This window comes from Pseudazoarcus sp. NS36, from assembly GCF_059703705.1.
In genome coordinates, this window is record NZ_BAAKJA010000002.1 from 1 (window position 1) to 26,533 (window position 26,533).

Genomic DNA, 26,533 nt, shown 5'->3' on the forward strand with positions numbered 1-26,533 from the left:
AAGCACTTCAGCGAAAAATCTTAAACCGCCGAAACACCCCTCAAATCTCCTCAACCCCGCTAAACACAACACTTCCAGCGGCGAAGAGGGGCGCAGTATATAGACCAAAAACAGCCCGTCAAGCAGACAAACGCAACTTTCTCGCAGGCAACCTGCCAACGCCGACAATCCTTCCCTGATCCGTCAGGGACTTAGACACTGAAACCCGGCTCGCCCCGTCCACGCGATAGAATGCTGACCTCAACAGATCACCTGCGAAAGCGATGAAACAGTACCTTGAACTGATGCGCCACGTGCTCGAGCACGGCGACGAGAAATCCGATCGCACCGGCACCGGCACCCTGTCGGTGTTCGGCTGGCAGATGCGCTTCAATCTGGAAGAAGGCTTTCCGCTGCTGACCACCAAGAAACTGCACACGCGCTCAATCATCCATGAGCTGCTGTGGTTTCTGCAGGGCGACACCAACATCCGCTATCTGAAGGAAAACGGCGTTTCGATCTGGGATGAATGGGCCGATGCCGACGGAGATCTCGGCCCGGTATACGGCAAACAGTGGCGGCGCTGGGAAACGGCCGATGGCCGCAGCGTCGACCAGATCGCGCGCCTCGTCGACAGCCTCAAGAACAATCCGGACTCACGTCGCCACATCGTGTCGGCCTGGAACCCCGGCGAGATTGACGGCATGGCGCTGCCGCCCTGCCACGCGCTGTTCCAGTTCTACGTAGCCAACGGCCGGCTTTCCTGCCAGCTGTATCAGCGCAGCGCGGATATCTTTCTGGGCGTGCCTTTCAACATCGCCTCCTATGCGCTGTTGCTGGCAATGGTGGCGCAGGTCTGCGGCTATCGAGCCGGCGACTTCGTGTGGACCGGTGGCGATTGTCATCTGTACAGCAACCACTTGGATCAGGCACGGGAACAGCTCTCACGCGAGACGCGAGCGCTGCCCACGCTGAAGATCAACCCTGAGGTGAAAGACCTGTTCGCCTTCCGCTTCGAGGACTTCACGCTGGAAGGCTACGATCCACACCCCCACATCAAGGCTCCCGTCGCCGTATGAGCACAAAGACCGAAATCGTTTTTGTCGTTGCCGTCGCCCGAAACGGAGTGATTGGTCGCGACAACGCCCTCCCCTGGCGCCTGAAGGCGGATCTTGCTCACTTCAAGCGCACCACGCTCGGGCATCCGATCCTGATGGGCCGCAAGACCTGGGAATCGCTGGGTCGACCGCTGCCGGGACGGCGCAATCTGGTAGTGACACGCAACCCGAATTACGTGGCCGAAGGGGCTGAGGTATTCACCGATCCGCACACGGCCATTGCTGCGGTCGACACCGCTGCGGTGCACGTCATCGGCGGCGCCGAAATTTACCGCAACCTACTCAATGAAGTGGATCGCCTGGTGCTGACCGAGGTAAATGCTGACGTGCCGGGGGACGCCTACTTCCCCGACTTCGATCGCTCGGCGTTCATCGAGGTATCGCGCGAAACGCACCACGCCGACGGGGACAACGAGCACGACTTCGCCTTCGTCGAATATCGCCGCCGCTGACAACTCCGCCTCACAATGAAAATCGGCCCGGATCTCCGGGCCGATTGTTATTCAGGCAGCTGGGCTCACTTCACGCAGTCGACGTGATAACTGATTACGCCGTCGCGCTCCTCGCGCACCAAGCCATGGATGTCGGTCTCGAAACCCGGGAACTTGGCGTTGAAATCGCGCGCGAACTGCAGGTAGCGCATGATCGTCGGGTTGAAGCGCTCGCCCGGAATCAGCAGCGGAATGCCCGGCGGATACGGCGTGACCAGCATCGCCGTCACGCGCCCCTCGAGTTCATCAATGGGCACACGCTCGATCTCGCGGTGCGCCATCTTGGCAAAGGCATCCGCCGGCTTCATGGCCGGCACCATGTCCGAGAGGTACATCTCGGTAGTCAGACGGGCGATGTCGTGAGCGGTGTAGAAGCTGTGAATCTGCGCACACAGGTCCTTCAGGCCAACCTTTTCGTAGCGCGGAAACTTGGCAATGAACTCGGGCATCACGCGCCACAGCGGCTGGTTGCGGTCGTAGTCATCCTTGAACTGCTGCAGCTCGGTCACCATGGTGTTCCAGCGGCCCTTGGTGATGCCGATGGTGAACATGATGAAGAAGGAATACAGGCCGGTCTTCTCGACGATGATGCCGTGCTCGGCCAGATAGCGCGTGAGGATGCCGGCCGGAATACCGGACTCGGCGAAGTCGCCGTCCACATCCAGCCCCGGCGTGATGACCGTGGCCTTGATCGGGTCGAGCATGTTGAAGCCTTCGGCCAGATTGCCGAAGCCGTGCCAACGCTCGTTGGCCTTCAGCGTCCAGTCCTCGCGCGTGCCCATACCTTCCTCGGCGAGGAACTCCGGCCCCCACACCTTGAACCACCAGTCCGCGTCGCCGAACTCGGCATCTACCTTGCGCATGGCGCGACGAAACTCGACCGCCTCGTTGAGCGACTCCTCAACCAGCGAGGGGCCACCCGGCGGCTCCATCATCGCCGCGGCAACGTCGCACGAGGCGATGATCGCGTATTGCGGCGAGGTCGAGGTGTGCATCAGATAGGCCTCGTTGAAGATGTCGCGGTCGAGCTTGCGCGTCTCCGAGTCCTGCACGAGGATCTGCGAGGCTTGGCTGAGGCCGGCCAGCAACTTGTGCGTCGATTGCGTCGAAAAGATCATCGACGACTTGCAGCGCGGGCGATCCGCGCCAATGGCGTGGTAGTCGCCGTAGAAGTCGTGGAAGGCGGCGTGCGGCAGCCAAGCTTCATCAAAATGCAGCGTGTCGATCTGGCCGTCGAGCATTTCCTTGATGGTCTCGACGTTGTAGACCACGCCGTCGTAGGTCGACTGCGTGATGGTCAGGATGCGCGGCTTGCGGTCGCGCGCCTCGCGCGCAAACGGGTTGGCGTCAATCTTCTTCTGGATGTTCTCCATCGAGAACTCTTCCAGCGGAATCGGCCCGATGATGCCGTAGTGGTTGCGCGTCGGCGTCAGGAACACCGGCACTGCACCGGTCATGATGATCGAATGCAGGATGGACTTGTGGCAGTTGCGGTCGACCACCACGATGTCGCCGGGCGCCACCGTGGTGTGCCACACCATCTTGTTCGAGGTCGAGGTGCCGTTGGTGACGAAATACAGGTGATCGCAATTGAAGATGCGTGCGGCGTTGCGCTCACTGGCGGCGACCGGGCCCGTATGGTCGAGCAACTGGCCGAGCTCTTCCACCGCGTTGCACACGTCCGCACGCAGCATGTTCTCGCCAAAGAACTGGTGGAACATCTGCCCCACCGGGCTCTTCAGAAAGGCCACGCCGCCCGAGTGCCCCGGGCAGTGCCACGAATACGAACTGTCGGCGGCGTAGTGCACCAGCGCGCGGAAGAACGGCGGCGCGAGCGTCTCGAGATAGTTCTTGGCCTCGCGCACGATGTAGCGCGCCACGAACTCCGGCGTGTCCTCGAACATGTGGATGAAGCCGTGCATCTCGCGCAGCACGTCATTCGGAACATGGCGCGTGGTACGCGTCTCACCGTAGATGAAGATCGGGATGTCGGCGTTGCGGTGGCGGATTTCCTGCACGAAGGCGCGCAGCCCCTGGATCGCGACATCGGTCGCTTCAGGCGACGAGAACTCCTCGTCGTCAATCGACAGGATGAAGGCCGAACCGCGGCTCTGCTGCTGCGCGAAGGACGTCAGATCGCCGTAGCTGGTGACGCCAAGCACCTCGATCCCCTCCTCCTCGATGGCTTTGGCCAGCGCGCGGATACCCAGACCCGAGGTGTTCTCGGAACGGAAGTCCTCATCGATGATGATGATCGGAAAGTGAAAACGCATCCCAGCTTCTCCCGGCGTGGTCGGCTCTGCCGCCAGCCATATTGCGCGCGGCGCATTGCCGCATCGTTACCCATAAAGCACAAGGGGCCGTAACCGGCCCCGGTACTGCGTTGCGGCACAAAGGCCGCCAGCGTCAGATCTTCGGCAGCGTGACGCCGCGTTGCCCCTGGTACTTGCCACCACGGTCGCCGTACGAGGTCTCGCAGATCTCGTCGGATTCAAAGAACAGCATCTGCGCCACACCCTCATTGGCGTAGATGCGCGCCGGCAACGGCGTAGTGTTCGAGAACTCCAGCGTCACATGGCCTTCCCACTCCGGCTCCAGCGGCGTCACGTTCACGATGATGCCGCAGCGCGCGTAGGTACTCTTGCCCAGACACACCGTCAGCACGCTGCGCGGAATGCGGAAGTACTCAACCGTGCGCGCCAGCGCGAAGGAGTTCGGCGGGATGATGCACACGTCGCCGGTGAAATCGACAAAGTTGCGCGAATCAAAATGCTTCGGATCGACGATGGTCGAATTGATGTTCGTGAAAATCTTGAATTCATTCGCACAGCGCACGTCGTAGCCGTAGCTCGACGTACCGTAAGAGACGATCTTGCCCGTTTCATTCTCACGCACCAGTTCGGGCGCGAACGGTTCGATCATGCCTTGCTGCTCCACCATGCGGCGGATCCACTTGTCGGACTTGATGGACATGAAATGCTGTTCCTGTGGGGCCAGCCGGCAAGGCCGCCGGCGAAAATGCGCGTAGTGTAGGGCATGCCATCCTTCAGGGAAAGGCGCGCCCCGCACACTCATGCAGGCGGCTGCACTTCACTGCCTGGAACGCGCACCACGGTGATGGCCGCTGCGTCAGCCGAAACGATTTCAACCAGCTCGCCAGCCCGGATAGCACCCTCTCCGCTCGCACCGTAAGTGGTGTCACCCACGCGGATACGCCCTCGTCCGCCCGAGAAATCAGTAGCAGCCTCACAGCGCCGGCCGACCATTCCAGCCAGTTCGTGATTCATTTCCTGCGCCGCCGTGGTAGGTCCGCTGCGCCGCTGGATGAAAAAGCCCAGGCCGATCGAACCCAGCATGGCAACGGCGAATATCAGCAACTGCGCGGAGAACGACAAGCCGGGCATCAGCAGCAGCAACACGCCGACGGCCATCGCACCGAGTCCGATCCACAACAGAAACACCCCGGTTGCCAGCAACTCCAGGCCGGCGATGATCAGACCACCGATCAGCCAGTACCACGGAGACACGAAAATCTCATGCAGTCCGCTCATGACTCAACCCGCCTTGGGCTGCGTGGTCCGCACCAGTTCGGCAATGCCGGCTATCGCTCCGGTAATGCCGCCCGCCTCAAGGGGCATCAGCACGAGCTTGCTGTTGTCGGCCTTGCCGATTTCCTGCAGCGCCTCTACATACTTGAGACCAAGGAAGTACTGGATGGCCTGGATGTCGCCCGCCGCAATGGCCTCCGACACCATGCGTGTGGCCTTGCCTTCGGCCTCGGCCTCACGCTCGCGCGCCTCGGCGTTCAGGAAGGCCGCCTGGCGTTCACCTTCTGCCCGCAGCACGGCCGCCTGCTTTTCGCCTTCGGCACGCAGAATCTCGGCTTCCCGAGCACCGGTGGCCTCGGTCACCTGGGCGCGACGCTTGCGCTCGGCGGTCATCTGCAGGTTCATTGCGTCCTGCAGCTGCGGCGGCATCTTCAGGTCGCGAATCTCGATGCGGATGATCTTCACACCCCATGGATTGGTGGCCTCGTCGACGATCGCCATCAGCGATTCGTTGATCCTCTGGCGGTTGGACAGGGTCTCGTCGAGATCCATCGAACCGATCACCGAGCGCAGGTTGGTCGTCGTCAGGTTAACGACGGCCTCTTCCAGATGGCGTACCTGATAGGCCGCACGCGCGGCGTCATCAATGCGGTAGAACACCACCCCGTCAGCCACGACTGCAGCGTTGTCCTTGGTAATCACGGTCTGCGCCGGCACGTCCAGAACCTGCTCCATCACCGTCAGTCGGCGGCCGATCTGATCTACGAAAGGCACGATGAAACGCAGGCCTGAATCGAGGGTGTTCGTGTAGCGCCCGAAGCGCTCCACCGTCCAGCGCTCCCCCTGCGGTACGGTCTTGATGCCCGCAAAGATCAGTGCAATGGCAATGACGGCAACAATGCCCGCGACAATCAGCAATTCATCCATGGAGCTCACTCCGGTAAGGGTTGAAACGAACTGAAGCCGAATACGCCATAAGCATAATCTCGCACAGCTTCATTCTCTGCATCGCCTCAGTATGTCATGCGTGCACGACGGCCGCCCGCAAGGCGCCGATCACACCAGCTGAACAAGGCCCCGCAGGCGCGCAGTGCATACGCCAGCGGGCGCAGCATCCACTGCAGCAGCATGAACAGCGGCAGCAAGACCAGGCCCCAGCCAAGCATCTGTACCAACCACACCGGGTACCCAAGTACCTCAGCCAGGTGACCGAACGCCGAATTGAGCAGCGACGGATGCTTCACCACGATGTACGCCAGCGCCACCGGCCCGCCGACACGGGCCACCCGCAGGCCGAACCGGCTGCCACGCAGCAGGCTTGAGCCCAGTGCGGCCGTAGCCGGCTCGGCCGCGGCTGCCGTGCGGGTGGCGGCTGCACCGCGCCCCAGTCGCAGCAACTTCAATGCACTCACACCGATGGCCACATCCACAGCGGCCCAGCCCGCATCCGCAGGCCGCAGCTCTGCGCCCTGCCGAATGCGGGTTTCGAGCCCACGGATTCCCGACGTGAAGAAGTCCACCACGCCCTCGGTGACCCGCTCGGTCTGAACGCGCGCGACCGACCCGTCCTGCGCGATCACGAATTGCCCCAGAAAACCATGCCCATCACTGGCAATGAACTGGATCGCAAAGCGTCCGCGCTCTGGTTCGGTAAGCGGCCGGGACGGCTCTACCTCTTCCCCGGCCAGACGCTGACGCAAGGCATGAGTGGCTTCGCCCGCACGCTTGTAGAGCGCCAGCGAAGGCAGCGCGTTGTGCATGAAGAAGTGAATCGGCGGCACCACCTGCTCGCCATAGTCACGCAGCACCGCGCGGAACTCGGACTCACCCCCGTGCACAAGCAGCACCTCACGGGTCATGTCGCCATAGCGCAGCAAGGCCAGACGCGCCTTGGTCGCCAGCACCTCATCGGTTTGCGCAAAGTCGAGCAACACCTGCCGGATTTCGAAAGGTTCCCCGCGCAAGGCCTCTGCGTCTTGCGGCATGACGGCGGCCAGTTGCACCCCGACCAGCCGCTCTTCGAGTGGCTCGGGCAGCCAGACACGGGACATCCAGAACGCGGCTGCAAAGGCCAGCACAACCGCAATGACCAGCCTTCTCATCCGCAGCTCCCGGTTGTGACGAAGAAGGTCGCGATACTACCGTGCAGCCGTCTGAAGTTCGCCACTTAATGACATAAGGATGATTGCAATCCGTGTCGAGGCCCTGTGCTCACGAGCCCGACGGGCGAGCCCGCATATCCCGCAGAAAATCCCCGATGCGCTTTGCGTTTACACCCAGATCGCTGCGTCCGACACGCGAACGCGAACGCATGTCGACGCGGGCACCACCGTCTTCGGCGGTGACCTGCAGCGCGATCTCGTCCGTAAAGCGGAAGATCAGACTGCGCGTCGTCGCCTCGATGCGCAAGTCTGCAGCGTCGCTCACCAGCACCGTCCAGCCTCGTTCGCGCACCACATCAAGCGCCTGCCGGTAGGCCTGATCGGGCGTCATCTCCAGCAGCAGCGCGCGCACGTCCGGGTACGCCTCGCGCTGCAGGTTCGCAAACGCCTCCCCCGGATACGGCGCGGCAGCCGGCATGCCACGAAAATCCAGCGGCTGGGCCGGATCGGTCACGACATCGTTGATGACCGGGTGGGTCAGCCCCGCATGCAACCAGTACCCGGCGAGCCCCAGCACGGGCAGCATCAGAACGAGCGCCACCAGAAGCCAGACATTCATCGCAGCACCCTCCGAAGCCATCGCCCTCACTCCACACCAGCGCACAGGATCACTGCGCCGAAACGTCTTTCCAGCCGAGACTCACAACCGCGCCGGCCAGCCCCGCCACGCCAAGCATGACAATCGCCATCTCGACCGAAATCGCCGCGGCAAGCGCGCCCAACAAGCCGGTCAGAAGCAGCAGCAAGCCGATGACGGTATTGCTCACCGCCACATACTCGGTACGGCGGTTACCTTCGGCCATGTCCACCAGATAGGTCTTGCGCCCCAGCCTCACCCCGGCATGCGCCACCCCCAACCCGAAAAAGGCCAGCGGGTAGAACCACTGCGCCGCCGTTGCAGACAGGTCAGCCCACGACCAAAGCGCCACGGCAATCGACAGCGCGCCCGAGAGCGCGCACGCCACTGCAAACACCCAGCGACTCGAGCGGTCGGCCCAGCGCCCCCATACCGGCGAGCTGACCAATGCGGCGAGCCCCTCGACCGCGATGAAGAAGCCCAGCAAGAACGCCGCACTGCCCAACTCGTCGCGCGCCAACGCAATATAGAACGGCGCGGCCAGACCGGACCCCATGGCTAGCGCGCGAGCAAGCACGAACAGGCGGAACGGCTTGTCGTCCCGCAACAGCGCAAGCCTGGCCAGCGCCTCGGCGAAACCGTTAGCACCGCCTTCCGTTGCGCCCGGATACTCGACGATACGCGCATAGGCACCGGCCGCGGCCAGCCACAAACCGGCCGCCACCAACAACAGCCCGGCGTACAGCCCCAAGCCCCCCGAACCCGGCAGCAACGCCAGAAGCCCTCCGGTCGCCATGGTGGCAAACCCCGCAAAGGCACTGATCCAGCCCGACAGCCGACCGCGCCGGGTCTTGGGGATGGTCTTGCCGAGCACGTCCTTGTAGGCAACGGAACAGGCTCCGCGCGCCAGACTGAACAGCGTCAGCAGCAACAGGATCGCCAATCCGGCCGGCAGGCCCTGCAGAGTCCATGCAACCACCGCCATCCCCGCCAGGCAGGCCGCCTGCGCAGCCCCGCCGGCGACCCACACCCATTTTCGTACCGCCTGCGAGCGCACCGCAGCGCCAATGAACATCTGCGGCAGCATCGAACCGGACTCACGAATCGGAACCAGTAAGCTCAGACACCAGGCCGGCGCACCCAGCGCTCCGAGAATCCAAGGCAAGGTGGTCTTTGCACTGGCGATGCGATCCGCCACGTTCGACAAGGCATTGGCGACCAGGGTGCGCACGAAGTTACCCGGCGATTCACGACAGGCCTCATCGCTGATGGCCTTGCACACACGGCCTTCGTCATCTTCGGCAAGCCGCTCGTACAGGGATTCCATCCATTCTGGATGTTTCGGGAGTCTGGTCATATCTCTGAGCGCGCGCTGTTCATGATTTGATACCGTCCGATCTTACCGCCCCGATTGACCGTCTCGCCGGGGCTGCACACAATCACGCCGTATGACACACGACCACATCCCGGAGATTTCATGAACCTCACCATCGGACTTGCCCCGTTGATTGCCCTCGTCGCCGGCATTCTCATCCTCATTGTTCCTCGCCTGCTCAACTACATCGTTGCGCTGTACCTGATCGCCATCGGCGTCATGGGAATCTTCGGGATCGGCAGCATGCACATCCGCTAGCCGCCTCTCTCACAAACAAAAAAGCCCTCCGACAACGGAGGGCTTTTTGTTTCCGGCATATCGCCGAGCCTCACTCCCACTCGATGGTTGCAGGCGGCTTGCTGCTCACGTCGTAGGTCACACGGTTGATGCCGCGCACTTCGTTGATGATGCGACCGCTCACTTTCTTCAGCAGCGCATAGGGTAGCTCGGCCCAGTCAGCGGTCATGAAGTCGCTGGTCTGAACGGCGCGCAGCGCCACCACGTAGTCGTAGGTGCGGCCATCGCCCATCACGCCGACGCTCTTGACCGGCAGGAACACCGTGAAGGCCTGGCTGGTGAGGTCGTACCAGCTTTTTCCGCTGGCCTTGTCGATGAAGTTGCGCAGCTCTTCGATGAAGATGGCGTCGGCCTCGCGCAGCAGGTCGGCGTATTCCTTCTTCACTTCGCCGAGAATGCGCACGCCCAGACCGGGGCCGGGAAACGGGTGGCGATAGACCATCTCGGGGGGCAGACCGAGGGCCACACCGAGCTCGCGCACTTCGTCCTTGAACAGGTCACGCAGCGGTTCAAGCAGCTTCAGACCAAGCTGTTCGGGTAGACCGCCGACGTTGTGGTGGCTCTTGATGGTGACGGCCTTCTTGCTCTTGGCGCCGCCGGACTCGATCACGTCGGGGTAGATGGTGCCCTGCGCGAGGAAGGTGGCGCCCTTGTGACCCTTGCCGCCGGCCTTGAGCTTGGCGGCTTCGGCCTTGAACACTTCGACAAACTCACGCCCGATGATCTTGCGCTTCTGCTCCGGGTCGCTGACGCCCGTGAGGTGGCCGAGAAACTGGTCGCAGGCATCCACGGCGACGATGTTGGCGTGCAGCTTGCCCGCGAACATGTCGATGACCATCTTGCCTTCGTCCTTGCGCAGCAGGCCGTGATCGACGAACACGCAGGTCAGCTGGTCGCCAATGGCACGATGGATCAGCGCGGCAGCTACCGACGAATCGACCCCGCCGGACAGACCGAGAATCACCTCCTCATCGCCGACCTGTTCGCGAATGCGGGCAACGGCTTCGTCGACATAGTTGCCCATGATCCAGTCGGCTTTCGTGGCGCAGATATCCAGCACGAAGCGGTTGATCAGCGCACGGCCCTGCACGGTGTGGGTGACTTCCGGGTGAAACTGGACGCCGTAGTAGCGGCGCGCTTCATCCGCCATGCCGGCAATCGGGCAGCTGGGCGTGCTGGCCATCAGCTTGAAGCCCGGCGGCAGGGTGGTGACCTTGTCACCGTGACTCATCCACACCTTGAGCATGCCGTGGCCTTCGCTGGTACTGAAGTCCTCAATACCCTGCAGCAGCGCGGTGTGGCCGTGCGCGCGCACCTCGGCATAACCGAACTCGCGCGAGTTGCTGCCCTCGACCTGGCCGCCTAGCTGCTGCGCCATGGTCTGCATGCCGTAGCAGATACCGAGCACGGGAATTCCCAACTCGAACACCGCATCCGGCGCGCGGTCATCGACCTCGTACACGCTGGCGTGGCTGCCCGACAGGATGACGCCCTTGAGCTGGCCGTCGGCCGCAAACTCGCGAACCCATTCATCCGTCACGTCGCAGGGATGCACTTCGCAATAGACGTGCGCTTCGCGCACGCGGCGCGCGATGAGCTGGGTGACCTGGGAGCCGAAATCAAGGATCAGGATTTTCTGGTGGGCCATGCGGGTACTCGAAAAGAATAAGGGCGGCCGAAGCCGCCCGGACGACACGCGATGCGCATCAGTCGATGTGGTAGTTCGGCGCTTCCTTGGTGATCTGCACGTCGTGCACATGCGACTCGCGCACGCCAGCCGTGGTGATCTCGACGAACTCGGCGCGGGAACGCATTTCCTCGATGTCCTTGCAGCCAACGTAGCCCATCGACGCACGCAGACCGCCGGCGAGCTGATGGATCACCGCCGAGACCGAACCCTTGTAAGGCACACGCCCCTCGATACCTTCCGGCACGAGCTTATCGGCGTTGCTGGCCGGATCCTGGAAGTAACGGTCTGCCGCACCCTGCTGCATTGCGCCCAGCGAACCCATGCCGCGATAGGACTTGTACGAACGCCCCTGATACAGCACGGTCTCGCCCGGCGCCTCTTCGGTGCCGCCGAACAAACCACCCAGCATCACCGCATTGGCTCCGGCTGCGATCGCCTTGGCGATGTCGCCGGAAAAACGGATGCCGCCATCCGCAATCATCGGCACACCGGTACCAGCGAGCGCAGAAGAAACGTTGTCGATGGCCGTGACCTGCGGTACGCCGACACCAGCGATGATGCGCGTGGTACAGATCGAACCGGGACCGATACCGACCTTGACCCCGTCTGCACCGGAATCCACCAGTGCCAGCGCGGCGGACGCCGTGGCGATGTTGCCGCCGATGACTTCGACGTGCGGGAAAGTCTTCTTGACCCAGCGCACGCGATCGAGCACGCCCTGGGCATGACCATGCGCGGTATCGACCACAATCACGTCCGCGCCAGCCTCGACCAGCGCTTCTGCGCGCTCTTCGGTTCCGGCACCGACGCCAATGGCCGCCCCGACACGCAGGCGACCCAATTCATCCTTGGCGGCATACGGATGCTCGGTGGACTTCATCATGTCCTTGACCGTGATGAGGCCACGCAGCTCCCACTCGTCGTTGATGACCAGCACGCGCTCAAGGCGGTGCTTGTGCATCAGATGGCGGGCCTCCTCGAGGCTCGCTCCTTCCTTGACGGTGACCATGCGGTCGGCCGGCGTCATGATCTGCGACACCGGTTGATCCAGATTGGTCTCGAAGCGCAGGTCACGATTGGTCACAATACCGACCACCCGCTTGCCTTCGATCACTGGCAGGCCGGAGAACTTGTGCTGACGCGTCAGCGCCACCACATCACGCACGCTCATGGTCGGCGGAATGCAGATCGGATCCTTGAGCACGCCGCTCTCGTGGCGCTTGACGCGCGCAACTTCGGCCGCCTGCCCCTTGATCGACAGATTCTTGTGGATGATGCCAATACCGCCTTCCTGGGCAAGTGCAATCGCCAGGCGGGACTCGGTCACGGTGTCCATTGCCGCCGAAACCAGTGGAATGTTTAACTGAATGTTTCGAGTCAGTCTGGTCGCGAGGCTTACATCACGCGGCAGAACGTCGGAATGGGCAGGAACTAGAAGGACGTCATCAAACGTCAGCGCCTTCTGGATGACGCGCATGGCTTTTTTCCTTTCGGCCAAAACCCTATTATACAGACCGCCCAGCCCGCGTGTAAGCTGGACGACAGCCCTGATGCGGGATGACTACGGAGATTTCCGATGCGCAAACTCTGCTTCACCATTTTGTTCGGCACCCTGCTCGCCACCGCGGCGCATGCTCAGGTCTTCCAGTGGCGCGATGACGGTGGCCGCCTCGTATATGGCGACCAACCACCCCCGGGCGTAGAAGCCACGCTCGTCCGTTCGCACCCGGCATCGGGCACCCGGGCGACCGTTCGCGAGCCAGCCAGCACCACGCCCGGCGCCGAGCCCCCCAAGAGTGAAGACGCGCCCAGCAAGTCAGAACAGGAAGCGATTGCCAAGCGCACGCGTGAGCAGGAAGAAGCCCGCGAACGCGCATGCCAGGAAACACGCAACTACCTTGCAGCACTGGAGAGCGGCCAGCGGGTCGCACGTTTCAACGAAAAGGGCGAACGCGAATTTCTCGATGACGCCGCCCGCATGCAGACCATCGAGCGCACGCGCGGCACGCTGCGCGAGAACTGCAGCAAATAAGCGTCAGGCACCCTCTGCGTCGCCGCCGCCCTTTTTCATTGCCTTGCCCTCTTCCGCCCGCTTCTTGCGCACGGCCTTCGGGTCAGCAATAAGCGGGCGGTAGATTTCCACCCGGTCGCGATCGCGCAAGGGAGCATCAAGCTTGCTGAGCTTGGCGTACACCCCCACCTTGTTGGCGCCATCTAGGTCAATGTCGGGATATTTCCCGAGCAAGCCCGAAGCCTTCACCGCATCCTCGACCGTCGCCCCGTCAGGCAAGACCAGCTTGACCAGTTCGTAGCGGTGCGGATGCGCATAGGTAACTTCAACGTTGATGACTTCGCTCATGCTCACCCCTTGCGGTGGATCTGCCCGGCACGCTTCACGAAGGACTCCACGAAGGTGTTGGCGATGTGATTGAACACTGGCCCGAGCGCCTTTTCGAGCAAGCGATGCTCGAACTCGTAGTGCAGGCGGAATTCAACCTTGCACGCAGTCTCGCCCAGCGCACGGAAATACCAGCCGCCTTCGAGATGCCGGAAGGGCCCCTCACGCAAACGCAGGTGCATCTCCTCGGGATGGTGCTTGGTGTTCTCGGTCGTGAACTTCGTCTTGATGCCGTGGTAATTCACGTGAATCGTCGCAACGGTAAGAACGTCGTTGCGCTCGATCACTTCCGAGCCACCACACCAGGGCAGGAACTGCGGATAGTCCTCGCAGCGGTCGACCAGCTCGAACATCTGGGCGGGGGTAAACTCTACGAGAACGGTCTTGCTGACTTCAGCCATGTGCGGGGCGGTCGGGGCGGCGAACTGTTAAGATCCGCAATTCTACCGTAAGCACTTCAACCCCGCGCCCCGCGCCGCATCCAGCCCATGAGCATCATCGACAATCGCAAGGCTTTCCACGACTACTTCATCGAGGAGCAATTCGAGGCCGGCGTCGTCCTCGAAGGCTGGGAAGTCAAGGGCATCCGCGCAGGCCGTGCCAACATCAAGGAAGCCTATGTCGTCGTGCGCAACGGCGAGATCTTCCTGATCGGCATGCACATCACGCCACTGGCCAGCGCCTCGACCCACGTACACGCCGACCCCACCCGCACACGCAAACTGCTGCTGCACGCCCGCCAGATCTCGACACTGATCGGCAAGGTCGAACGTGCGGGCTACGCACTGGTACCACTCGACCTGCACTACTCGAAGGGGCTGATCAAATGCTCCATCGGACTGGCCAAAGGCAAGAAGCAGTTCGACAAGCGTGAGGACGAGAAGAAGCGTGACTGGGAGCGCGAGAAAGGCCGCCTGATGCGCATCAAGGCCTGATCGTTTAGCGCACGAATTCCGGAGGCAAGCCCCGATGCTCCTGCTCATTGCCGGTTTGTGGCTGTTCTTCAGCTTCCACTCGGTCCGCCTGTTGGCGCCTGAAATGCGTGACCGTGCCGTCGCGCGCATCGGCGAGCCGAACTGGAAACTCGTATACGCCGGCGCATCGCTTACCGGCCTGATTCTGGTCGTTCTTGGCTTCAGCGACGCACATCTGAATCCCGTGCATCTGTGGACGCCACCGCTGTGGACGCGCCACCTGACTGCGCTGCTGATGGCTGCGGCCTTCATCCTGCTGGCCGCAACCTATGTGCGTGGCAGCGTGATGCGCGCGCGCACCGGCCATCCCATGCTGGCTGGCACCAAGCTGTGGGCGCTGGCTCATCTGCTGGCCAATGGCACACTAGCCGACGTGGTGCTGTTCGGTAGTTTCCTGGTGTGGGCCGCCGTCAGCTTTTCGGCCTCGCGCAAGCGCGACCGCGCAGCCGGCACGGTCAGACCGGAAGGCCGCTGGTCACGCGACGCGATCGCGGTGGCCATCGGCCTCATCACCTGGTTCGCATTTGCCACTCACCTGCATGGCTTGCTGTTCGGGGTTCGACCGTTCGGCTGAACGCCCCTCAGGAGCTGCAACTGAGCATCGAGCAACCCGCCTTCTGGCGAGCCCACTCCGGACGCTTGGCGGCGAAATGCTCACGCCCCGACTGCTCGTCATACGGCCGCCGCATGACGTCAAGCAACTCTTCCACGCGCGACACATCCCCCGCCTCGGCTGCATCGATGGCCTCTTGAGCAAGATAGTTGCGCAGCACGAAACGCGGATTAGCCGCGTTCATGCGCGCACGGCGCTCTTCCGCCGGCAGGCCGTCCTGCTGCACGCGCGCGGCGTAAGCCTCCAGCCAGGCGGTGAGAGCCTCGCCATGGCGCGCCCGCGCTTCATCGGAGTAGAAAGCCTCCGCCACAACGTCAATCGACGGCGCGGAAACCTCCAGCTGTGCCAACTCCCGGAAGAAGATCGTCATGTCCACCTCGGCGCGCACAAGCAAGCCCTGCAGGCGCTCAACGGCCGCGCTGTCTGCTTCGGTCATGCCGGACAGCCCGAGCTTGTCCGCCCACATGCGCCGATTCTCGGCAGTGAACACCTCGGCGTAGCGGGCAAGCCCATGCTGCAGCGGCTCAACCTCCTGCATCAGCGGATGCAGGGCATTGGCCAGGCGCACAAGGTTCCAGTGGCCGATCTGCGGCTGGGCGCCGAAGCGGTAGCGCCGTCCGCCGGCATCGGTGGTGTTGGGCGTCCAGTTCGGATCGTAGTTGTCGATCCAGCCATACGGACCGTAGTCGATGGTCAGCCCCAGGATGGACATGTTGTCGGTGTTCATCACGCCGTGCACGAAACCGACCCGCATCCAGTGGGCAATCATCCGTGCCGTGCGTTCGCACACCTCGACAAACCACACCCGCCGACGTTCGGCCGGCGCCCCTTCGATCCACGGAAAATCGCGCGCAATGGTGAAGTCCACGAGCTTCTCGAGCACACCGGTCTCACCCCGCGCGGCGAAGATCTCGAAGTTGCCGAAGCGGATGAACGATGGCGCAACACGGCACACCACCGCACCGGGCTCGGCGCGCGGATTGCCGTCATAGAACATGTCGCGCATCACGCGCTCGCCGGTGCCGACGAGGCTCAGCGCGCGCGTGGTCGGCACGCCCAGATGATGCATGGCCTCACTGCACAGGAATTCGCGGATGGACGAACGCAGCACGGCACGACCGTCGGCCGTGCGCGAGTAGGGCGTCGGCCCGGCACCCTTGAGCTGCAACTCCCAGCGCTGCCCCTGGGCATTGACGGTTTCACCCAGCGTAATGGCCCGCCCGTCCCCGAGTTGCCCGGCCCAGTTGCCGAACTGGTGTCCGCCGTAGCAGGCCGCATAGGGCTGCATGCCTTCAAGCAGCGCATTGCCGCCAAAGACGTCGGCAAACCATGACGCCTCAAGCTCTGCGGGCGCGATCCCGAGCACATCGGCCACTTCACGCGACCAGGCCAGCAGACGCGGTGCAGCAACCGGCGTGGGCATGACCTTCGACCAGCACGAGCCAAAGACCTGACGCACCTGCTGCGTCTCGTCCGGATCGCCGGGCAGTTCGTTCACAAACCGGTTATCGAATTTCAATGCCTGCATTCCTTTGTCCTGTCATTCAGTTCGCAAAACACCACAGCTGCGGAGTAGCCTGAGGCCTTCGGCTATAATCGCCCGATCGTAAATATGGAATCATGCCGACAATGGGCTTTCTCGCCGGAAAACGCATTCTGATCACGGGTCTGCTGAGCAATCGCTCGATCGCCTACGGTATCGCCAAGGCGATGCACCGCGAGGGCGCAGAACTCGCTTTCACCTTCCAGAGCGAACGCTTCCAGGAGCGCGTCGCCAAGCTTGCTTCGGACTTCGACAGCACGCTGCTGTTCCCGCTCGATGTGCAGGACGACGCCCAGATCACGGCGCTCTTCGACGGCCTGCAGCAAGCCTGGGGCGGTCTGGACGCTCTGGTGCACTCCATCGCCTATGCGCCCACCGACGCGCTGGAAGGTGACTTCCTCGACGGCTTCAGCCGTGAGGCCTTCCGCATCTCGCAGGAAATCAGCGCGGGCAGCTTCCCGCTGCTGGCCAAGGCGGCACGCCCGCTGATGAAGGGCCGTAACGGTGCGCTGCTGACGCTGTCCTACCTCGGCGCGGTGCGCACCATGCCCAACTACAACATCATGGGCCTGGCCAAGGCCAGCCTGGAGTCGGCGGTGCGTTACATGGCCGTCACCCTGGGCCCCGAAGGCACCCGCGTCAACGGCCTGTCGGCCGGCCCGATCAAGACGCTCGCCGCCTCGGGCATCGGCAGCTTCGGCAAGCTGCTGTCCTTCAACGAGCGCAACGCCCCGCTGCGCCGCAACGTCACCATCGAAGAAGTCGGCAACGCCGCAGCCTTCCTCTGTTCGGATCTGGCCAGCGGTGTCACCGGTGAGATCATGTACGTCGACGGCGGCTTCAACACCACCGCGCTGGGCAATTCGGAACAGAACTGAAGCAAGCTCCGCGAAAGCCCATGAAAAAGCCCGGCATGCCGGGCTTTTTTGTTGCTGCGGCTGGGCCGTGATCAATTCTGCTCCGGTGCCACCAGTGCCTGATCGATCTCGACGCCGTAGCGCTGACGCAGCGCACGCACAAAGGCCGCAAACTCCTGCTCGGCTACCAGGTTGTCGTACTGCCGCGCCAAAGCACGCACTTCCGGTGCGTCGTCTGCCATTTCCAGCTTGCCCGCGCTTTCCACGCGGAACACCACGTAGCCGCCGTCCGGCATCTGCGCGCCGACATACGCCGGCAGGGTGGCCGCATCCACCGAGAACACGGCACGCAACGCCTGCCCGGGCAGCGTCGGTGCGCCGCGCTGCTCGGCATAGGCGTCACTCCAGCGGCCGCTAACCTGCTCGCCTGCACGCAGTTTTTCCAGCGCCTGCTCACCACGCTCCTGGGCAATGCGCGCACCCTCGTCCGCACGCAGACGGGCACGGATGGCCTCGCTCACTTCATCCAGCGACAGCTGGGCGGCGTCTTCATACTCCACCACGCGGGCGGACACCATGACGCCACGCTCCACCTCGACGGCCGGCACGTTCTCGCCGTTGGCGCGAATCTGGGGATCAAACAGTGCATCGATCAGGCGCGCATCGTCATACCCCGCAAGCTCGGCACCTTCACGCGAAATCCAGTCACTACGACGCACCTCCAGACCCAGCGCCTCGGCGGCCGGTGCCAGGCTGTCGGGCTGCTCATACACCGCATTGGCAAACTGCTCGGCCAACTCCGGCATGCGGCGCGACACTTCCTGCGCCAGCAACTCTTCGGCGATCTCGTCACGCACCTGATCGAAGGGCTGGAGCGACGCCGGCTTAATCTCCGTGACCTCGATGATGTGAAAGCCGAAATCGCTGCGCACCACATCACTGATCTGGCCGACTTCGCCCTTGAATACCGCCTCCTCGAACTCGGGCACCATCGCGCCCGGGCCGAAGAAGCCAAGATCACCACCACGGCTCTTGGAGCCGGGGTCTTGAGACTCCCGCTGCGCGATCTCACCGAAACGCGACGGATTGGCACGCACCTCGGCCAGCAGCTCCTCGGCCTTGGCCTGCGCCTTGGCCACTTCCGCCTCGCTGTCCGACGACGATGCGCGGATCAGGATGTGACGCGCACGACGCTCTTCCGGCACGCCAAAACGCGAGGGATTGCCCTCATAGAACGCACGCACGCGACCGGCATCGATATTGATCCTGCTACCCACTGCGGCAGCGTCCAGCACGAGATACTCGGCTTTCAGGCGCGGCGCCCGCATGAAGGCGTCGGCATTTTCACGATAGAAATCCTCGACCGCCTCATCCGGGATCTTCACGTCCGCCTCGTAGCGCTCACGCGGAAACGACAGCTCACTGACGACACGCTCTTCAAGCTGGATATCCACCAGCCCCTTGACCGCAGCACGACCGGCAAAGGCCGAGCGGCCAACGCCCTGAACGACCTGCTCCTGACGCAGATCCTGGGCCAGGCTGTACTCGAACATGGCAACGTTCATGTTCTGCGAGGCCACGAAACGCTCATACAGTGAGCGCGAAAACTGGCCGTTCTCCTGGAATGCCGCCTCGCCGGCGATCAGTTCCTGCAGCTGCGCAGCCGGCACGTTGATGCGGCTCTCGGCCATGAACAACTGCAAGGCGCGATCATTGATCATGCTTTCCAGCACCGCCTGCCGGAACTCACGCGTCCTGAACAGCGCCGCATCAACCTGCCCCTCGCTGTCGCGACGGATGCGCTCCTGGCGCTCCTGCAACTGACGATCGAATTCAGCCGTATTGATCGCAGAGCTACCCACACGGGCAACCTCCTGACCTCCTGGGCCGTCGCTGAAATAGGCGTCCATGCCGAACAGCGCGAGCGGGACCACCAGGATCGCAAGAACGATCTGGGCGAGGCGTTTGTTGTTGCGGACGAAGTCGAACATCGATGTTTTCCGTACTGAACGGCGCGGGAAATTCGTTCGGGCCTCGCGTCGGGGACACGGGCAGAACGCCAAAGCTTGGCATTATCGCATTCCCCGCTGCGTGGAGCCACCGCTGCGCAGGCGCTAGAACTCGATACTGCTGCAGCGCAACGCCTATAATCGGGCATGCTCGCGACTTTCCGACTTCAGCTTGGCATAGCCGCCCTGTACGGGATCGTCGGCTGGCTCTCCTTACAGATTCTCGTCCCGACTGGTTATGTAGCACCGGTCTATCCGTCAGCCGGCGTCGCACTCGGTGCGATCCTGCTGTTTGGCTATCGCCTGTGGCCGGCCGTGCTGGTTGGCGCACTGCTCACCAATGCCATTGCTGCCGTCTATTCCGGCATCACGCCGGGGCCGGGCGTCCTCGTCAGCGGAGCCGGGGCCACGCTGCAGGCAGTCGCGGGTGCGTGGCTGGCACGGCGCCTGATCTCCTTTCCGAATCCACTCGACTCCCCGCACAGCATTGCCCGCCTGCTGTTCATCGTGGTGCCCGTCAGCAGCCTGATCAACGCCACACTGTCGACGCCTGCGCTGCTCCACGCCCAGGTCATCACCCCCGACGAAGCCCTCTCCAGCTGGGGCTCGTGGTGGTTAGGTGACACCCTGGGTGCGCTGATCGCCTTGCCACTGATGTTCGTCTTCCTCGCGCGCCCAGCCGAACTGTGGCGCCCGCGCCGACTGGCCGTCACGGTGCCGCTGATCGTCGTGGCACTGCTCACGGCAATCGTCTTCGACCGCCTCGAACGGGCCGAGAACCTGCGCATCAAGAGCCAGTTTGACCGCGACGCCGAGAACATCGCCACGCTGATCCAGAAACGCCTGCAGGCCCAGACCGACGCCCTGAATGCGCTGGAACGCTTCATCGCGCTGAGCGAGCATGTCGGCCGGACGGATTTCCGCGGTTTCACTGCCCCACTGCTGGAACGCCACCCCGGCACCCAGAACTTCAGCTGGAACCCGTTGATCCGCCACACGGAGCGCAACGACTTCGAGCGCCTTGGCCAAGGCGAAGGCCTGCCCGGCTTCCGCATTCTGGAACGCGACGACAGCAGCCCCGGACGCACCGCCACCGCCCGTCCCCGCAGCGATTACCTGCCGATCTACTTCGTCGAACCACAAGACCGCAACGTCGGCGTACTGGGCTTCGACCCGCTGTCGATGAGCAACACGGCCGCCGCCATCGCCAGCAGCCGCGAGCATGGGCGCCCGACCTCCAGCGATGCCTTCACGCTCACCCAGGAACGTAGCAACCAGCGCGGCATCGTGGTGTATCAGGCCGTCCGGCGCCCGGCTGGCAGCGCGACGGAGTTCATCGGCATCGTCAGCGTCGCATTCCGCATGGACGACGCGTTGGCCGCCACCCTCGTCGACCTGCCGCAGCGCCTCATTGCGCTGTGTCTGGTCGACCGTGCAGGCACCCTCGACAATACGCGGCTGTCCGGCCCCAACGGCTGCGAGGATGCCGACTGGCTCGATGCTCCGCTGGCCCGCAGCTTTGATCTGTCTTTTGCCGAACGTCCCTGGCAGATTCGCCTGCTCGCCGAAGCGGGCTACGCCGAAGGCCTGCGTACGCTCACGCCCTGGCTGTCCATCGTCACCGGCATCCTGTCAGCCGGCATCCTCGCCGCCTTTCTGCTGATGACCTCCGGTCACGCGCGGCGGGTAGAACGCCTGGTCGAACAGCGCACGCGCGAACTGGCGGACGCCAGTGACGATCTGCGCGCCCAGCGCGCGGCGCTCAACCGCGCGCAGGAAATCGCCCGTATGGGCAGCTGGGAGATCGACACGCACAGCGGCGCCCTGCGCTGCTCGGAAGGGCTGCGCAACCTGTTGCCGCTGCCCGCCCGCGAGAAGCTGCAGTACGACGATCTGCTGTCGGCCGTCGAGGCCACCGACCGCCCCCGTCTGGACCGCGCCGTGAGCGCAATGCGCAACGGCGGGCACAGCATCACGCTCGACTGCCACCCGAACGGTGCGCATTCCTCAACGCTGCAATTCGTCATCGACATCGAGAACCTCGGCGCAGAGCATGAGCGCGTCGTCGGCACCGCGCAGGATGTCTCCGGCGCGCGCAAGGCTGCGGCCGACATCCAGCAGCTGGCGCACTACGACTCGCTCACCGGCCTGCCCAACCGCATGCTGTGGGCGCTGCGCGCCACCGCCGCCCTGCAGGTGGCGCGGCGCCACAACGACGAGCTGGCCGTGCTGTTCCTCGACCTCGACCACTTCAAGACCGTGAACGATTCACTCGGCCACAACGCCGGCGACAGCTTGCTCAAGACCGTGGCCAATCGCCTGTTGCAGTGCGCACGCGAAGAGGATCTGCTGGCCCGCCTCGGGGGCGACGAATTCGTGGTCTTGTTGCCGCGCCTGAACAAACGCGAGGACGCCACGCTGGTCGCGCAGAAGATGCTCGACAGCATGTCCGCACCGGTGGAAATCGGTGGCCATATCCTGCAGCCCTCGATCAGCATCGGCATCGCGCACTTCCCGGACGACGGGCAGGATGTCGAGACCCTGCTCAAGCACGCCGACACCGCCATGTATGGCGCGAAGAACGCCGGGCGCAGCACCATCCGCCATTTCATCGAATCGATGAACACCCGCGCACTTGAACGCCTGACCATCGAGAACGGCCTGCGCCGGGCCATCGAGCGCGACGAACTAACGCTGCACTATCAACCCCAGTACGACGCCGTGGCCGAGCGCTTCGTCGGCGTGGAAGCTCTGCTGCGCTGGAATACGCCAGAGCTGGGCGGCTCGATTCCGCCGGACCGCTTCATCCCGATCGCGGAAGAAACCGGCATCATCCTGCCGCTCGGCGACTGGGTGCTGCGCGAGGCTTGCACCCTGCAGCGCAGCTGGCAGGACACGCCCAGGGACGCCCTGCTGATCGCCGTCAACATCTCCGCGATCCAGTTCAACCACCCGGATTTCGTCGGTCGCGTATCGCGCATCCTCGATGAAACCGGCGCCGATCCGCACTGCATCGAGCTCGAAATCACCGAAACCGCCATCATGGGGTCGGGTGACGAGCTGGTGGATCGCCTCAACCAGTTGCGCAGCCTCGGCCTGACACTGGCGCTCGACGACTTCGGCACCGGCTACTCCAGCCTCGGCCGCCTGCACCGCCTGCCGATCACCCGCCTGAAGCTCGACCGCTCCTTCGTGCAATACCTGCCCGGCGATCTGGACAACGCGGCCATTGCCAACGCCACGCTGTCGATGGCCCGCGCCCTCAAGCTCGAAGTGGTGGCCGAGGGCATCGAAACCGTCGCGCAGAAGGCCTACCTCTTTGCCCGAGGCTGCCGACTGATGCAGGGCTACTTCTACAGCAAGCCGCTACCGCTCGACGAACTCGAGCGCTTCCTCGACGAAGACGCCGCACGCGCCACGCCTCGCGCATGAAAAAGGCCCGGAGCCAAAGCTCCGGGCCTTTGATCCTGCACTCCGCAGATCAGGCTTTTGCGAACACCAGCTTGCGATCCGCTGCATCGACGCGGATGCGATCCTTGGCGGCAAACTGCCCTTCGAGTATGGCCTTCGCCAGCGGATTCTCGATCTTCTCCTGAATCGCCCGCTTGAGCGGCCGCGCGCCGAACACCGGGTCGAAGCCAACCTCGGCAATCTCGGCCAGCGCCGCATCGCTGATGTCCATCGTCATCTCCAGCCGCGCCAGCCGCTTCTCCAGATACTGCAGCTGGATGCGCGCGATGTGGGCGATGTTCTTCTCGTCGAGCGCGTGGAACACCACCACCTCGTCGATGCGGTTGATGAACTCCGGCCGGAAGAAGGTCTTCACTTCGGCCATCACGGCGAGCTTGATGACCTGGTAATCATCACCCGACATCGCCTGGATCATCTGGCTGCCGAGGTTGCTGGTCATCACGATCACGGTGTTCTTGAAGTCCACCGTGCGCCCCTGCCCGTCGGTCATGCGGCCGTCGTCGAGCACCTGCAGCAGCACGTTGAAGACGTCCGGATGCGCCTTCTCGACCTCGTCGAACAGGATCACGCTGTAGGGTTTCCGGCGCACCTGCTCGGTGAGATAACCACCTTCCTCATAGCCGACGTATCCCGGCGGCGCGCCGATCAGACGCGCAACCGAGTGCTTCTCCATGAACTCACTCATGTCGATGCGGATGATGTGCTCCTCCGAATCGAACAGGAACTCCGCCAGCGTCTTGCACAGCTCGGTCTTGCCCACGCCGGTCGGCCCGAGGAACAGGAAAGAGCCATACGGCCGGTTCTCGTCCGACAGGCCGGCACGTGAGCGGCGGATGGCGTCGGACACCATGCGCACGGCCTCGTCCTGCCCCACCACGCGCGAATGCAGGCGCTCTTCCATGTGCAGCAGCTTCTCGCGCTCGCCCTGCATCATCTTGCTCACCGGAATGCCGGTGGCACGCGAGACGACCTCGGCGATTTCCTCGGCCCCCACCTGCGTGCGCAGCAGCTTGTTCGGCGAAGCCTCGCTGCCGGCCGCTTCCGCCGCCTTCAGCTGCGCTTCGAGCTGCGGCAGCTTGCCGTATTGCAGTTCGGCGACCTTGCCCAGTTCGCCCTTGCGCTGCAGGTCGGCCATCTCTGCCTTCACCCGGTCGATCTCTTCCTTGACGTGGGCCGAACCGGCCACCTTGGCCTTCTCGGACTTCCACACTTCCTCAAGGTCGTTGTACTCGCGGTCCAGTTTGGCAATCTCTTCCTCGATGAGCGCAAAACGCTTCCGGGAAGCCTCGTCCTTTTCCTTCTTGACCGCCTCGCGCTCGATCTTGAGCTGGATGCGGCGACGGTCGAGACGGTCCATCACCTCCGGTTTGGAGTCGATCTCCATCTTGATGCGCGCACCGGCCTCGTCGATCAGGTCGATGGCCTTGTCGGGCAGGAAGCGGTCGGTGATGTAGCGATGGCTCAACTCCGCCGCGGCGACAATCGCCGGGTCGGTGATGTCCACGCCGTGGTGGATCTCGTACTTCTCCTGCAGGCCGCGCAGGATGGCGATGGTCGCCTCCACCGTCGGCTCGTCCACCTGCACCTTCTGGAAGCGGCGCTCCAGCGCGGCGTCCTTCTCGATGTATTTGCGGTATTCGTCCAGCGTAGTCGCGCCGATGCAGTGCAGTTCGCCACGCGCCAGCGCCGGCTTGAGCATGTTGCCGGCGTCCATCGCGCCCTCGGCCTTGCCCGCGCCGACCATGGTGTGGATCTCGTCGATGAACAGGATGATGCGGCCCTCATCCTTGGCGATGTCCTTGAGCACCGCCTTCAGGCGCTCCTCAAATTCGCCGCGGTACTTGGCGCCCGCCAGCAGCGCCGCCATGTCGAGCGACATCACCTTCTTGCCCTTCAGCGTCTCCGGCACTTCGCCATCGACGATGCGCTGCGCCAACCCCTCGACGATGGCGGTCTTGCCCACACCGGGCTCACCGATCAGCACCGGGTTGTTCTTGGTGCGGCGCTGCAGGATCTGGATGGCGCGGCGGATTTCGTCATCACGCCCGATCACCGGGTCGAGCTTGCCCAAACGCGCGCGCTCGGTCAGATCCAGGCAGTACTTGGAAAGCGCCTCTCGCTGGCCTTCGGCCTCCGCGCTGTCGACCGACTGGCCACCGCGCACCGCCTCGACGGCGGCTTCCAGCGCCTTGCGCGTAACGCCATGCTCCTTGAGCAGGCGCGACGTCTCGCCCTTGTCTTCGGTCAGCGCGAGCAGGAACATCTCGCCAGCAATGAACTGGTCGCCGCGCTTCTGGGCTTCCTTGTCGGTGAGGTTGAACAGGCGGCCCAGATCGCGCCCGACCTGCACTTCGCCGCCATGCCCTTCGACCTTCGGCAAACGCTCGATGGCGTTCTTCAGCGCGCTCTTGAGCGGCGGCACATTGACGCCGGCCCGCTGCAACAGCGAAGCCGTGCCGCCACCTTCCTCATCAAGCATGGCCGCCAGCAGGTGCTGCGGCTCGATGAACTGCTGGTCGTTACCGACCGCGATGCTTTGCGCTTCCGCGAGGGCCTGCTGGAAGCGAGTGGTGAGTTTTTCGAACCGCATGATCAGGTTCCTCATGGTGAATTCAGGATGAATCCAACATGGAGGCGCGCTGGCTTAATTCAAGCGTTGCAGAAAGGGTTATTTCAGCGCAGGCGCCAACTCAGAGGACACCGCGCACCACCGAATACACCCCCGCCACCAGCGCCGTGCCAAGCACGAAGACCCGAAAGCCGCCGCGCGGCACGCGTGAGCCGAGATGCCTTGCACACCAGAAACCGGCGAACACCGCGGGAATCATCGCCACCGCCAGCCACAGCTCGCGCCAGCCCATGCGGTCGAGGAAGACCAGCGCGATCGAGGACATGACGCTCAGCGGAATGAAGATGGCCGACAGCGTGCCACGCACGCGCGCCGGATCGGCCCGCTGGAAGGCCACCCCAAGCGGCGGGCCACCGACACCGGTGATGGTGCCCATGCAGCCGGAACAGAAGGTGCCGATCAAGATCGCCGGAGGGGTCGGCTGAATCTCCAGGCGCAGGCAACTCACCACCACCGCAAGGATGATCAGCACGCCGAACATCCACTGCCAGGTCGCCGCCGTCAGCATGCCAACCAGCAACCACGCCGCGATCACCCCCAGCAGCCCTGCTGGCAGGGCGAAGGCCAGATCGCGCGGGACGATGGCGTGGCGGTTGGCGCGCAGCATCAGCAACGGCACGATGCCGCCGACGATGACCAGCGGACCCGGCACCAGCACCGGATTGATCAGGAACAGTAGCGGCGCACTGAACAGCCCCACGCCATAGCCGACAATGCCCTGGATGGTGCTGCCGATGAAGACCACGAGAATCGCGAGCGCCCACTGGGTCAGATCGAGTTCGATCATCGCGCTGCGGACCTC

At 63.6% G+C, this 26,533-nt stretch carries 23 protein-coding genes; 8 read left to right on the forward strand and 15 right to left on the reverse strand.

The window, feature by feature from the left end; all coding sequences use genetic code 11:
* Positions 1–263: 263 nt before the first annotated feature.
* On the forward strand, positions 264–1,058 hold the full coding sequence (locus AC6H0R_RS03060; RefSeq protein WP_497579871.1) for a thymidylate synthase: 795 nt from the start codon (positions 264–266) through the stop codon (positions 1,056–1,058).
* Entirely contained in the window at positions 1,055–1,549 is a 495-nt protein-coding gene (locus tag AC6H0R_RS03065; protein WP_497579872.1) for a dihydrofolate reductase, read from the forward strand. The genes AC6H0R_RS03060 and AC6H0R_RS03065 overlap by 4 nt, the downstream gene beginning before the upstream one ends.
* Before the next feature lie 65 nt (positions 1,550–1,614).
* Here the strand turns inward: AC6H0R_RS03065 and AC6H0R_RS03070 are convergent, their stop codons facing one another.
* From AC6H0R_RS03070 to AC6H0R_RS03100, 7 genes are all read right to left on the reverse strand, one after another.
* Positions 1,615–3,861: an Orn/Lys/Arg family decarboxylase gene (locus tag AC6H0R_RS03070; protein WP_497579873.1), complete on the reverse strand. Its 2,247-nt coding sequence runs from the start codon at positions 3,859–3,861 to the stop codon at positions 1,615–1,617.
* 133 nt (positions 3,862–3,994) lie between these two features.
* Positions 3,995–4,561 (reverse strand): dCTP deaminase, encoded by a 567-nt coding sequence (gene dcd, locus AC6H0R_RS03075; protein WP_497579874.1) that lies wholly within the window; start codon positions 4,559–4,561, stop codon positions 3,995–3,997.
* A 98-nt stretch (positions 4,562–4,659) separates the two neighbouring features.
* Complete coding sequence (locus AC6H0R_RS03080) at positions 4,660–5,139, reverse strand: NfeD family protein (protein WP_497579875.1); 480 nt, start codon at positions 5,137–5,139, stop codon at positions 4,660–4,662.
* A gap of 3 nt (positions 5,140–5,142) precedes the next feature.
* Positions 5,143–6,063 carry an SPFH domain-containing protein gene (locus AC6H0R_RS03085; protein ID WP_497579876.1) on the reverse strand — a complete coding sequence of 307 codons (921 nt, stop codon included), beginning with the start codon at positions 6,061–6,063 and terminating at the stop codon, positions 5,143–5,145.
* An 86-nt stretch (positions 6,064–6,149) separates the two neighbouring features.
* Positions 6,150–7,238 carry a hypothetical protein gene (locus AC6H0R_RS03090; RefSeq protein ID WP_497579877.1) on the reverse strand — a complete coding sequence of 363 codons (1,089 nt, stop codon included), beginning with the start codon at positions 7,236–7,238 and terminating at the stop codon, positions 6,150–6,152.
* A 109-nt stretch (positions 7,239–7,347) separates the two neighbouring features.
* Positions 7,348–7,857, reverse strand: a complete 510-nt coding sequence (locus AC6H0R_RS03095; protein WP_497579878.1) for a DUF1499 domain-containing protein — start codon at positions 7,855–7,857, stop codon at positions 7,348–7,350.
* 49 nt (positions 7,858–7,906) lie between these two features.
* Positions 7,907–9,202, reverse strand: coding sequence for an MFS transporter (locus AC6H0R_RS03100; protein ID WP_497579879.1), 1,296 nt, complete (start codon positions 9,200–9,202; stop codon positions 7,907–7,909).
* Positions 9,203–9,352: 150 nt separating this feature from the next.
* Between AC6H0R_RS03100 and AC6H0R_RS03105 the strand changes: the two genes are divergently transcribed.
* Positions 9,353–9,508 (forward strand): DUF3096 domain-containing protein, encoded by a 156-nt coding sequence (locus AC6H0R_RS03105; RefSeq protein ID WP_497579880.1) that lies wholly within the window; start codon positions 9,353–9,355, stop codon positions 9,506–9,508.
* 70 nt (positions 9,509–9,578) lie between these two features.
* Here AC6H0R_RS03105 and guaA read toward each other — a convergent pair whose 3' ends face one another.
* Together guaA and guaB are read right to left on the reverse strand one after the other, a co-directional pair.
* Positions 9,579–11,195: a glutamine-hydrolyzing GMP synthase gene (gene guaA / locus AC6H0R_RS03110; RefSeq protein WP_497579881.1), complete on the reverse strand. Its 1,617-nt coding sequence runs from the start codon at positions 11,193–11,195 to the stop codon at positions 9,579–9,581.
* Between the two features lie 58 nt (positions 11,196–11,253).
* Positions 11,254–12,714 (reverse strand): IMP dehydrogenase, encoded by a 1,461-nt coding sequence (gene guaB, locus AC6H0R_RS03115; protein WP_497579882.1) that lies wholly within the window; start codon positions 12,712–12,714, stop codon positions 11,254–11,256.
* A 99-nt stretch (positions 12,715–12,813) separates the two neighbouring features.
* Between guaB and AC6H0R_RS03120 the strand changes: the two genes are divergently transcribed.
* Positions 12,814–13,269 carry a DUF4124 domain-containing protein gene (locus AC6H0R_RS03120; protein WP_497579883.1) on the forward strand — a complete coding sequence of 152 codons (456 nt, stop codon included), beginning with the start codon at positions 12,814–12,816 and terminating at the stop codon, positions 13,267–13,269.
* A 3-nt stretch (positions 13,270–13,272) separates the two neighbouring features.
* Here AC6H0R_RS03120 and AC6H0R_RS03125 read toward each other — a convergent pair whose 3' ends face one another.
* The gene (locus AC6H0R_RS03125; protein ID WP_497579884.1) at positions 13,273–13,596 is read right to left on the reverse strand and encodes an RnfH family protein; all 324 of its coding nucleotides are present in this window, start codon (positions 13,594–13,596) and stop codon (positions 13,273–13,275) included.
* A 2-nt stretch (positions 13,597–13,598) separates the two neighbouring features.
* Positions 13,599–14,036: a type II toxin-antitoxin system RatA family toxin gene (locus AC6H0R_RS03130; protein ID WP_497579885.1), complete on the reverse strand. Its 438-nt coding sequence runs from the start codon at positions 14,034–14,036 to the stop codon at positions 13,599–13,601.
* A gap of 87 nt (positions 14,037–14,123) precedes the next feature.
* Between AC6H0R_RS03130 and smpB the strand changes: the two genes are divergently transcribed.
* Both smpB and AC6H0R_RS03140 read left to right on the forward strand, forming a co-directional pair.
* On the forward strand, positions 14,124–14,570 hold the full coding sequence (gene smpB, locus AC6H0R_RS03135; RefSeq protein WP_497579886.1) for an SsrA-binding protein SmpB: 447 nt from the start codon (positions 14,124–14,126) through the stop codon (positions 14,568–14,570).
* 34 nt (positions 14,571–14,604) lie between these two features.
* On the forward strand, positions 14,605–15,183 hold the full coding sequence (locus AC6H0R_RS03140) for an NnrU family protein (protein ID WP_497579887.1): 579 nt from the start codon (positions 14,605–14,607) through the stop codon (positions 15,181–15,183).
* Between the two features lie 7 nt (positions 15,184–15,190).
* On the opposite strand, the gene AC6H0R_RS03145 is transcribed toward AC6H0R_RS03140, so the two are convergent.
* Positions 15,191–16,750: a protein adenylyltransferase SelO gene (locus tag AC6H0R_RS03145; RefSeq protein ID WP_497579888.1), complete on the reverse strand. Its 1,560-nt coding sequence runs from the start codon at positions 16,748–16,750 to the stop codon at positions 15,191–15,193.
* 101 nt (positions 16,751–16,851) lie between these two features.
* On the opposite strand from AC6H0R_RS03145, the gene AC6H0R_RS03150 reads away from it, so the two are divergent.
* On the forward strand, positions 16,852–17,643 hold the full coding sequence (locus AC6H0R_RS03150) for an enoyl-ACP reductase FabI (RefSeq protein ID WP_497579889.1): 792 nt from the start codon (positions 16,852–16,854) through the stop codon (positions 17,641–17,643).
* Positions 17,644–17,714: 71 nt separating this feature from the next.
* On the opposite strand, the gene AC6H0R_RS03155 is transcribed toward AC6H0R_RS03150, so the two are convergent.
* Complete coding sequence (locus AC6H0R_RS03155) at positions 17,715–19,613, reverse strand: SurA N-terminal domain-containing protein (protein ID WP_497579890.1); 1,899 nt, start codon at positions 19,611–19,613, stop codon at positions 17,715–17,717.
* A gap of 165 nt (positions 19,614–19,778) precedes the next feature.
* On the opposite strand from AC6H0R_RS03155, the gene AC6H0R_RS03160 reads away from it, so the two are divergent.
* On the forward strand, positions 19,779–23,063 hold the full coding sequence (locus AC6H0R_RS03160) for an EAL domain-containing protein (RefSeq protein ID WP_497579891.1): 3,285 nt from the start codon (positions 19,779–19,781) through the stop codon (positions 23,061–23,063).
* Between the two features lie 49 nt (positions 23,064–23,112).
* Here AC6H0R_RS03160 and clpB read toward each other — a convergent pair whose 3' ends face one another.
* Positions 23,113–25,692: an ATP-dependent chaperone ClpB gene (gene clpB, locus AC6H0R_RS03165; RefSeq protein WP_497580274.1), complete on the reverse strand. Its 2,580-nt coding sequence runs from the start codon at positions 25,690–25,692 to the stop codon at positions 23,113–23,115.
* 100 nt (positions 25,693–25,792) lie between these two features.
* A complete protein-coding gene (locus tag AC6H0R_RS03170; RefSeq protein ID WP_497579892.1) occupies positions 25,793–26,518 on the reverse strand; it encodes a sulfite exporter TauE/SafE family protein in 726 nt (241 codons plus the stop codon).
* Between the last annotated feature and the right edge of the window lie 15 nt (positions 26,519–26,533).

Coding starts and splice junctions, on each gene's coding strand:
- AC6H0R_RS03060 (WP_497579871.1), top strand. CDS start 264: ATGAAACAGTACCTTGAACTGATGCGCCACGTGCTCGAGCACGGCGAC.
- AC6H0R_RS03065 (WP_497579872.1), top strand. CDS start 1,055: ATGAGCACAAAGACCGAAATCGTTTTTGTCGTTGCCGTCGCCCGAAAC.
- AC6H0R_RS03070 (WP_497579873.1), bottom strand. CDS start 3,861: ATGCGTTTTCACTTTCCGATCATCATCATCGATGAGGACTTCCGTTCC.
- dcd (WP_497579874.1), bottom strand. CDS start 4,561: ATGTCCATCAAGTCCGACAAGTGGATCCGCCGCATGGTGGAGCAGCAA.
- AC6H0R_RS03080 (WP_497579875.1), bottom strand. CDS start 5,139: ATGAGCGGACTGCATGAGATTTTCGTGTCTCCGTGGTACTGGCTGATC.
- AC6H0R_RS03085 (WP_497579876.1), bottom strand. CDS start 6,063: ATGGATGAATTGCTGATTGTCGCGGGCATTGTTGCCGTCATTGCCATT.
- AC6H0R_RS03090 (WP_497579877.1), bottom strand. CDS start 7,238: ATGAGAAGGCTGGTCATTGCGGTTGTGCTGGCCTTTGCAGCCGCGTTC.
- AC6H0R_RS03095 (WP_497579878.1), bottom strand. CDS start 7,857: ATGAATGTCTGGCTTCTGGTGGCGCTCGTTCTGATGCTGCCCGTGCTG.
- AC6H0R_RS03100 (WP_497579879.1), bottom strand. CDS start 9,202: ATGGAATCCCTGTACGAGCGGCTTGCCGAAGATGACGAAGGCCGTGTG.
- AC6H0R_RS03105 (WP_497579880.1), top strand. CDS start 9,353: ATGAACCTCACCATCGGACTTGCCCCGTTGATTGCCCTCGTCGCCGGC.
- guaA (WP_497579881.1), bottom strand. CDS start 11,195: ATGGCCCACCAGAAAATCCTGATCCTTGATTTCGGCTCCCAGGTCACC.
- guaB (WP_497579882.1), bottom strand. CDS start 12,714: ATGCGCGTCATCCAGAAGGCGCTGACGTTTGATGACGTCCTTCTAGTT.
- AC6H0R_RS03120 (WP_497579883.1), top strand. CDS start 12,814: ATGCGCAAACTCTGCTTCACCATTTTGTTCGGCACCCTGCTCGCCACC.
- AC6H0R_RS03125 (WP_497579884.1), bottom strand. CDS start 13,596: ATGAGCGAAGTCATCAACGTTGAAGTTACCTATGCGCATCCGCACCGC.
- AC6H0R_RS03130 (WP_497579885.1), bottom strand. CDS start 14,036: ATGGCTGAAGTCAGCAAGACCGTTCTCGTAGAGTTTACCCCCGCCCAG.
- smpB (WP_497579886.1), top strand. CDS start 14,124: ATGAGCATCATCGACAATCGCAAGGCTTTCCACGACTACTTCATCGAG.
- AC6H0R_RS03140 (WP_497579887.1), top strand. CDS start 14,605: ATGCTCCTGCTCATTGCCGGTTTGTGGCTGTTCTTCAGCTTCCACTCG.
- AC6H0R_RS03145 (WP_497579888.1), bottom strand. CDS start 16,750: ATGCAGGCATTGAAATTCGATAACCGGTTTGTGAACGAACTGCCCGGC.
- AC6H0R_RS03150 (WP_497579889.1), top strand. CDS start 16,852: ATGGGCTTTCTCGCCGGAAAACGCATTCTGATCACGGGTCTGCTGAGC.
- AC6H0R_RS03155 (WP_497579890.1), bottom strand. CDS start 19,613: ATGTTCGACTTCGTCCGCAACAACAAACGCCTCGCCCAGATCGTTCTT.
- AC6H0R_RS03160 (WP_497579891.1), top strand. CDS start 19,779: ATGCTCGCGACTTTCCGACTTCAGCTTGGCATAGCCGCCCTGTACGGG.
- clpB (WP_497580274.1), bottom strand. CDS start 25,692: ATGCGGTTCGAAAAACTCACCACTCGCTTCCAGCAGGCCCTCGCGGAA.
- AC6H0R_RS03170 (WP_497579892.1), bottom strand. CDS start 26,518: ATGATCGAACTCGATCTGACCCAGTGGGCGCTCGCGATTCTCGTGGTC.